This window comes from Methylobacterium sp. WL103 (assembly GCF_008039885.1).
Classification (GTDB): Bacteria; Pseudomonadota; Alphaproteobacteria; order Rhizobiales; family Beijerinckiaceae; genus Methylobacterium; species Methylobacterium cerastii.
In genome coordinates this window covers 1-5,615 of the sequence record NZ_VRUX01000266.1, presented here as the reverse complement: position 1 = coordinate 5,615, position 5,615 = coordinate 1, and the positions used below count along the sequence as shown (strand labels likewise).

7 protein-coding genes are annotated in these 5,615 nt (G+C 70.2%); 4 read left to right on the top strand and 3 right to left on the bottom strand.

The features are described from left to right. Positions 1 to 1,872, top strand: a 1,872-nt coding sequence (locus FV222_RS15845; protein ID WP_147815029.1) for an FtsX-like permease family protein, incomplete at its 5' end; no start/stop codon positions are given. A gap of 234 nt (positions 1,873 to 2,106) precedes the next feature. Next, a complete protein-coding gene (locus FV222_RS15840) occupies positions 2,107 to 2,874 on the top strand; it encodes a Bax inhibitor-1/YccA family protein (RefSeq protein WP_147750570.1) in 768 nt (255 codons plus the stop codon). A 108-nt stretch (positions 2,875 to 2,982) separates the two neighbouring features. On the opposite strand, the gene FV222_RS15835 is transcribed toward FV222_RS15840, so the two are convergent. Further along, positions 2,983 to 3,357: a DUF2794 domain-containing protein gene (locus tag FV222_RS15835; protein WP_147750571.1), complete on the bottom strand. Its 375-nt coding sequence runs from the start codon at positions 3,355 to 3,357 to the stop codon at positions 2,983 to 2,985. A 400-nt stretch (positions 3,358 to 3,757) separates the two neighbouring features. Between FV222_RS15835 and bluB the strand changes: the two genes are divergently transcribed. Both bluB and FV222_RS15825 read left to right on the top strand, forming a co-directional pair. Further along, positions 3,758 to 4,405, top strand: coding sequence for a 5,6-dimethylbenzimidazole synthase (gene bluB / locus FV222_RS15830; protein WP_147750572.1), 648 nt, complete (start codon positions 3,758 to 3,760; stop codon positions 4,403 to 4,405). Positions 4,406 to 4,579: 174 nt separating this feature from the next. Next, positions 4,580 to 5,092 carry a L,D-transpeptidase gene (locus FV222_RS15825; protein ID WP_147750573.1) on the top strand — a complete coding sequence of 171 codons (513 nt, stop codon included), beginning with the start codon at positions 4,580 to 4,582 and terminating at the stop codon, positions 5,090 to 5,092. Positions 5,093 to 5,117: 25 nt separating this feature from the next. On the opposite strand, the gene FV222_RS15820 is transcribed toward FV222_RS15825, so the two are convergent. Together FV222_RS15820 and FV222_RS15815 are read right to left on the bottom strand one after the other, a co-directional pair. Beyond that, positions 5,118 to 5,426: a cupin domain-containing protein gene (locus tag FV222_RS15820; RefSeq protein ID WP_147761886.1), complete on the bottom strand. Its 309-nt coding sequence runs from the start codon at positions 5,424 to 5,426 to the stop codon at positions 5,118 to 5,120. A gap of 105 nt (positions 5,427 to 5,531) precedes the next feature. Next, a partial coding sequence (locus FV222_RS15815) for a DUF1674 domain-containing protein (RefSeq protein WP_147815031.1) occupies positions 5,532 to 5,615 on the bottom strand: 84 nt, incomplete at its 5' end.

Below are 5,615 nucleotides of genomic sequence, written 5' to 3'. Positions count from 1 at the left end.
GGCCTCGACGCCGCCGCCGCGCGAATCGCCGCCGCGGCGCCACAGGCCGGCTGGGAGATGCGGGCGCGCACCAACGCCGACCCGCGCTTCTCCAAGAGCATCGAGCGCTTCACCCAGTTCCTGACGCTGGTCGGCCTCACCGCGCTGATCGTCGGCGGGGTCGGCGTCGCCAACGCCGTCAACGCCTTCGTCGAGCGCAAGCGCCCCTCGATCGCCACCCTGAAGAGCGTCGGCGCGCCGGGCTCGAAGGTCGTCGCCTTGTACCTGACGCAGGTGATGCTGATCGCCGGCCTCGGCACGGCGATCGGCCTCGTCGTCGGCGCCGCCTTGCCGTTCGTCCTCGACGCGCTGTTCCGGGACAGCCTGCCGCTGCCGCTGAACCCGACGCTGGCGCCGCTGGAACTGCTTCAGGCGGCGGCCTACGGGCTCCTGACCGCCCTGGCCTTCGCGATCACGCCGCTCGGGCGCGCCCACGACGTCCCGGTCTCGGGGCTGTTTCGCGACACCGTCGACCCGGCCGCCGCCCGCATCCGCCCGCGCTACCGACTGATCCTGGCGCTGGCGCTCGCCGCCCTGGTCGGTCTCGCCGTCGGCACCGCCTTCGACCGGCGCGTGGCCCTGATCTTCATCGCCGCCGCCGGCATCGCCTTCGGCCTGCTGCGCCTCGTCGCGGTCGGCGTGATGGTGCTCGCCCGCCGGCTGCCGCATCCCAAGCGCACCGCGCCGCGGATGGCGCTGGCCAACCTCCACCGCCCGGGCGCCCTGACGCCGGCCATCGTCCTGTCGCTGGGCTTGGGCGTGACGCTCCTCGTGACCTTGAGCCTGATCGACGTGAACGTGCGCCGCACGATCTCGGCGACCCTGCCCGCACGCGCGCCGAACCTGTTCTTCCTCGACATCCCGGCGGCCGACTCGAACGCCTTCCACGACTTCCTCGCGCGCCAGGCGCCCGCCGCCAAGATCGAGCGGGTGCCGATGATGCGCGGGCGCATCGTGGCGCTGGACGACGTGCCGGCCGAGAAGATCCGGCCGCCGGAGGACGCCGCCTGGGTGCTCGACGGCGACCGGGGCATCACCTACGCCGAGGACGTGCCCGAGGGCTCGAACATCGTCGCCGGAAAGTGGTGGACGGCCGAGGAGGCCAAGACCCCGCTGGTCTCGTTCGAGGCGGAGCTGGCCAGGAACCTCGGCCTGAAGGTCGGCAGCCGCGTCACCGTCAACGTGCTCGGCAGGAACCTCACCGCCACCATCGCCAACCTGCGCAAGGTCGAGTGGCGCAACCTCGGCATCAACTTCGTCATGGTGTTCTCCCCCGGCACGTTCCGCGGGGCGCCGCACTCGGACCTCGCGACGCTGACCCTGCCCGGCGGCACGAACGGACCGATCGAGAACCGCATCCTGCGCGACGTCGCCAAGACGTTCCCCTCCGTCACCAGCGTGCGGGTGAAGGACGCCCTCGACGCCGTCGGCGACCTCGTCGGCCGGCTGGTGCTGGCGATCCGCGGGGCGAGCGCGGTGGCGGTGCTGGCGAGCCTGTTCGTGCTGGCCGGCGCCATCGCCGCAGGGCACCGGGCGCGGCTCTACGACGCCGTGGTGCTGAAGGTGCTCGGCGCCACCCGCGGACGGCTGCTCACCGCCTACGGCCTCGAATACGGCGCGCTCGGCCTCGTCACCGCGTTGTTCGGGCTGCTGGCCGGGACGCTGGCCGGCTGGGTGATCGTCACCAAGGTGATGCGCCTCGACTTCGTCCTCGACCTGTCGGGGGCGCTGGTGGCGGCGGCAGCCGCCGTGGTGCTCGCCGTGGTGCTGGGGCTCGCCGGCACCTGGCGCATCCTCGGCCAGAAGCCGGCGCCGTACTTGCGACAATCGTAAGATGCGGCAATCCTGATGCGCGACGAAGTATGACCGAACTTTAATCCCAGACTTCGTGAACAAAATTAACGGCCGCGGATTCACCAAAAGCGCTTTTCCAAGCTCTACCGGGCTCTTGTGCGGGGCGGCCGAAAGCAACATATTCCAACCCGAGGCGCTCGACGGCGCCAGAGGTCCCCTGCGTGGGCCTCGTCTCAAACACCACGCACGAGCGAGCCTTCCGAGGTCACTCCCATGGCATTCGACAACTCTCCCTTCCGCTACGGCGCCCAGGCGCCGTCGCAGGCCGGCACCCAGGTCGCGTTCGACCAGGGCCTGCGGACCTTCATGCTCGGCGTCTACAACAACATGGTCGTGGGCCTGGGCATCTCGGGCCTGGTCGCGCTCGGCCTCAACATGGCCGCCACCACCGCGACCGCGACCGGGCGTCTCGCCCTGACGCCGTTCGGCCAGACGCTCTACAACAGCCCGCTCAAGTGGGTCCTGATGTTCGCGCCGCTCGCCTTCATCCTCGTCTTCTCGATGCGGATGGACCGGATGTCGGCCTCGTCGGCGCGGACGATGTTCTTCGCCTTCGCGGCGGTGATGGGCGCCTCGATGTCGACGCTGCTGCTGGTGTTCACCGGCGCCAGCGTGGTGCGGGTGTTCTTCATCACCTCGGCGACCTTCGGCGCGTTGAGCCTCTACGGCTACACCACGAAGCGCAGCCTCTCGGGCATGGGCTCGTTCCTGATCATGGGCCTGATCGGCATCATGATCGCCTCGATCGTCAACATCTTCCTGGCCTCGTCGGCGCTGCAGTTCGCCGTCTCGGTGCTCGGCGTGCTGATCTTCGCGGGGCTGACCGCCTACGACACCCAGAAGCTGAAGGAGATGTATCTCTCCAGCGGCTTCGACGGCGAGGCGGCCGCCAAGATGTCGGTGAACGGTGCGCTGACGCTGTACCTCGACTTCATCAACATGTTCCAGTTCCTGCTCTCGCTCCTCGGCGACCGCCGCTAAGCGAATTCCGAACCGGACGAACGAAAAAGGCCCCGGCGGGAATGTCGGGGCCTTTTTCATGCGCGCGGTGGCTTCCTCTCCCGAAAAGGAAAGGGATCGGGCTCGGGCTCACACCGCGCGCAGGGGCTTCTCCAGCACCGCGAGCACGCGGGCGAGGTCGGCGCCGCGCTTGAGCACCACGCCGGTGGCGGCGACCACGGCGTAGGCGCCCTGGCGGCGGGCGAGCTTGGGGTCCTTCTCGATCCGGTAGAGCGGCATCTCGGAGGTGCGGCGGTAGATCGAGAACACCGCCTTGTCCCGACGGAAATCGAGGGCGTAGTCGCGCCATTCGCCCTCCGCGACCCGGCGGCCGTAGAGGTTGAAGATCGTGCGCAGCTCGTGCCGGTCGAACGCGATCTGCGGGGCGGTGGACGGGCTGGGGAAGGGCACCACGCGGGCCGTCGACTCGTCTGTCCGGATCTCGCCGCTTGCGCGCTCGCTCATCGTCCCTCCGCCGTGGGTCCTGCTACCGATCGTTGAGGATGGGCCTCGGGCGGCCGGCCCGCAAGGGTCCCGGACAAGGCCGCGTTCACCGATTCGTTCGTTGCGGACAGGACACGCCCAAGAAACAAATGCCGCGGTTTCGCCCCGATCACGCCTTTCCCGGGCCGTGTTGCGACTCGACAACGAGGGCCGAACCCTCGTCGGGTCGTGCCCCGACGGTCGTCCGCATCCCGAGCTCCCCAGCCCGCGGGCGTCACCGGACCGCACGACGCGACATCCCAGAGGTTTCGAGACCCAAGGACTTCAGGCCGCCCGCAAGGGCGGCCTTTTTTGTTCGCGCCCGGCGCGCTGAGCAGGAACGCGCAAACCCTGCCGAAACCCGCTATGAGGCGGGCCGACCATGACCGACGCCCGCCCGCCCCGCTTCGACGACGACTTCCGGCAGGCGCTCGACGACCTGTTCGCGTGGCGCCGCGACGTGCGCCGCTTCCGCGCCGACCCGGTGGACGAGGCCCTGCTGCGCGAGAGCCTGGCGGCGGCCCATCGCAGCCCGTCGGTCGGCAACAGCCAGCCGTGGCGCTTCGTGCGCGTCGCCGACCCCGCCCGCCGCGCCGGCGTGGTCGCGAGCTTCGAGCGCTGCAACGCCGACGCGGCCCTGCGCTACGACGACGAGACCCAGGCGCGCTACCGCGCCCTGAAGCTCGCGGGCCTGCGCGAGGCCCCGGTGCACCTCGCCGTCTTCTGCGACGACGCGACGGAGGCCGGCCACGGCCTCGGCCGGGCGACCATGCCGGAGATGCTGCGCTACTCCGTGGTCGGCGCCGTGCAGACCTTCTGGCTCGCGGCGCGCGCCCGCGGCCTCGGCACCGGCTGGGTCTCGATCCTGGAGCCGGCCCGGATCGGGACGCTGCTCGACGTGCCGGAGAGCTGGCACCTCGTCGCCTACCTCTGCGTCGGCCTCCCCGTGGAGGAGCACGCCGACCCCGAGCTCGTGCGCCACGGCTGGCAGGCGCAGGACGCGACGGCCGCGCGTCTGTTCGAGCGGTAAAGCAAATCCTTCGACGAACGTTCGCCTTTGTCGAAAGGACATCGAGCGCTTTTTACCGTCTTCCGCGAAGAGCGTGAGCAAACCCGCAGTCCTCGAAGGACGAGCTGGAACGCAGAGCTTGGCCGTGGATTACTGCTGCAGCGAACGGTCACGCTCTGCGAAGGAAATCCCCAGATGTCGGTCAGGAAATACGTGTCCACGGGCCTCGGCGGCGCGATGCTGGCCGGCCTCGTGGCGACGCCGGTGGCGGCGCGCGAGGTGGTGCCGTTCGCGGACGGGGCGATGCCGGGTTCGGTGGTGATCAGCGTCTCGCAGCGCCGGCTCTACCTCGTCAACGGCGACGGCACTGCGATCCGCTACCCCGTCGCGGTGGGGAAGCCCGGCAAGCAATGGTTCGGCACCAAGGCGATCGACGGGAAGTACGTGCAGCCGGCCTGGTCGCCGCCGAGCGAGGTCAAGCGCGACAACCCGCGCCTGCCGAACCTGATCGCCGGCGGCTCGCCGCACAACCCGATGGGCGCCGCGGCGATGACGCTCTCGGGCGGCGAATACGCCATCCACGGCACCAACCGCCCGAGCTCGGTCGGCACCTGGGCCTCCTACGGCTGCATCCGGATGTACAACCAGGACGTGGTCGATCTCTACGACCGCGTCTCGGTCGGCACCCCGGTCTACGTGACGCGCTGAGGATTGGCTCCAGAACCCCGCAAGATCAGGCGGCGGCCGGCGCCGTCGCCTCGATCGCCGTGAAGGTCTCCAGGATGTGGTAGGTGTGCACGGTCCCGGCCGGCACGCAGTAGGAATCGCCCGGCTCGAGCGCGACCGTCCGGTCCTCGAGCACCAGCTTGGCCCGGCCCGAGATCACGTAGCCCACGGTCTCGTAATCGGACGTGGTGCTCGGCTTGTCGTCGGCCGGCGGCTCGTCGCGCCACATCCGCATGCCGACCAGCTCGCCCTTCGCCAGCGCGACCTCGCCGTGGGCGCCGCTCGGCGCATCCTTGCTCGATACCTTGGTGATCATCGGGGGCCTCGTCTCGCACTGCGCTTCGCGAGCCCAACAGCAGGCTCGCCCGGTCGTTCCGGCGGCTTCGCGCGACCAACGGCCCCGTCTGGTCGGAACTTGCGATCAGAAGTCGACGGCGAGCCCCTTCACCTCCCAGTCGTCGTAGCGCACCGGTTCGAGCCCGCCGCGCCCGAGGCGCTCGGGGGC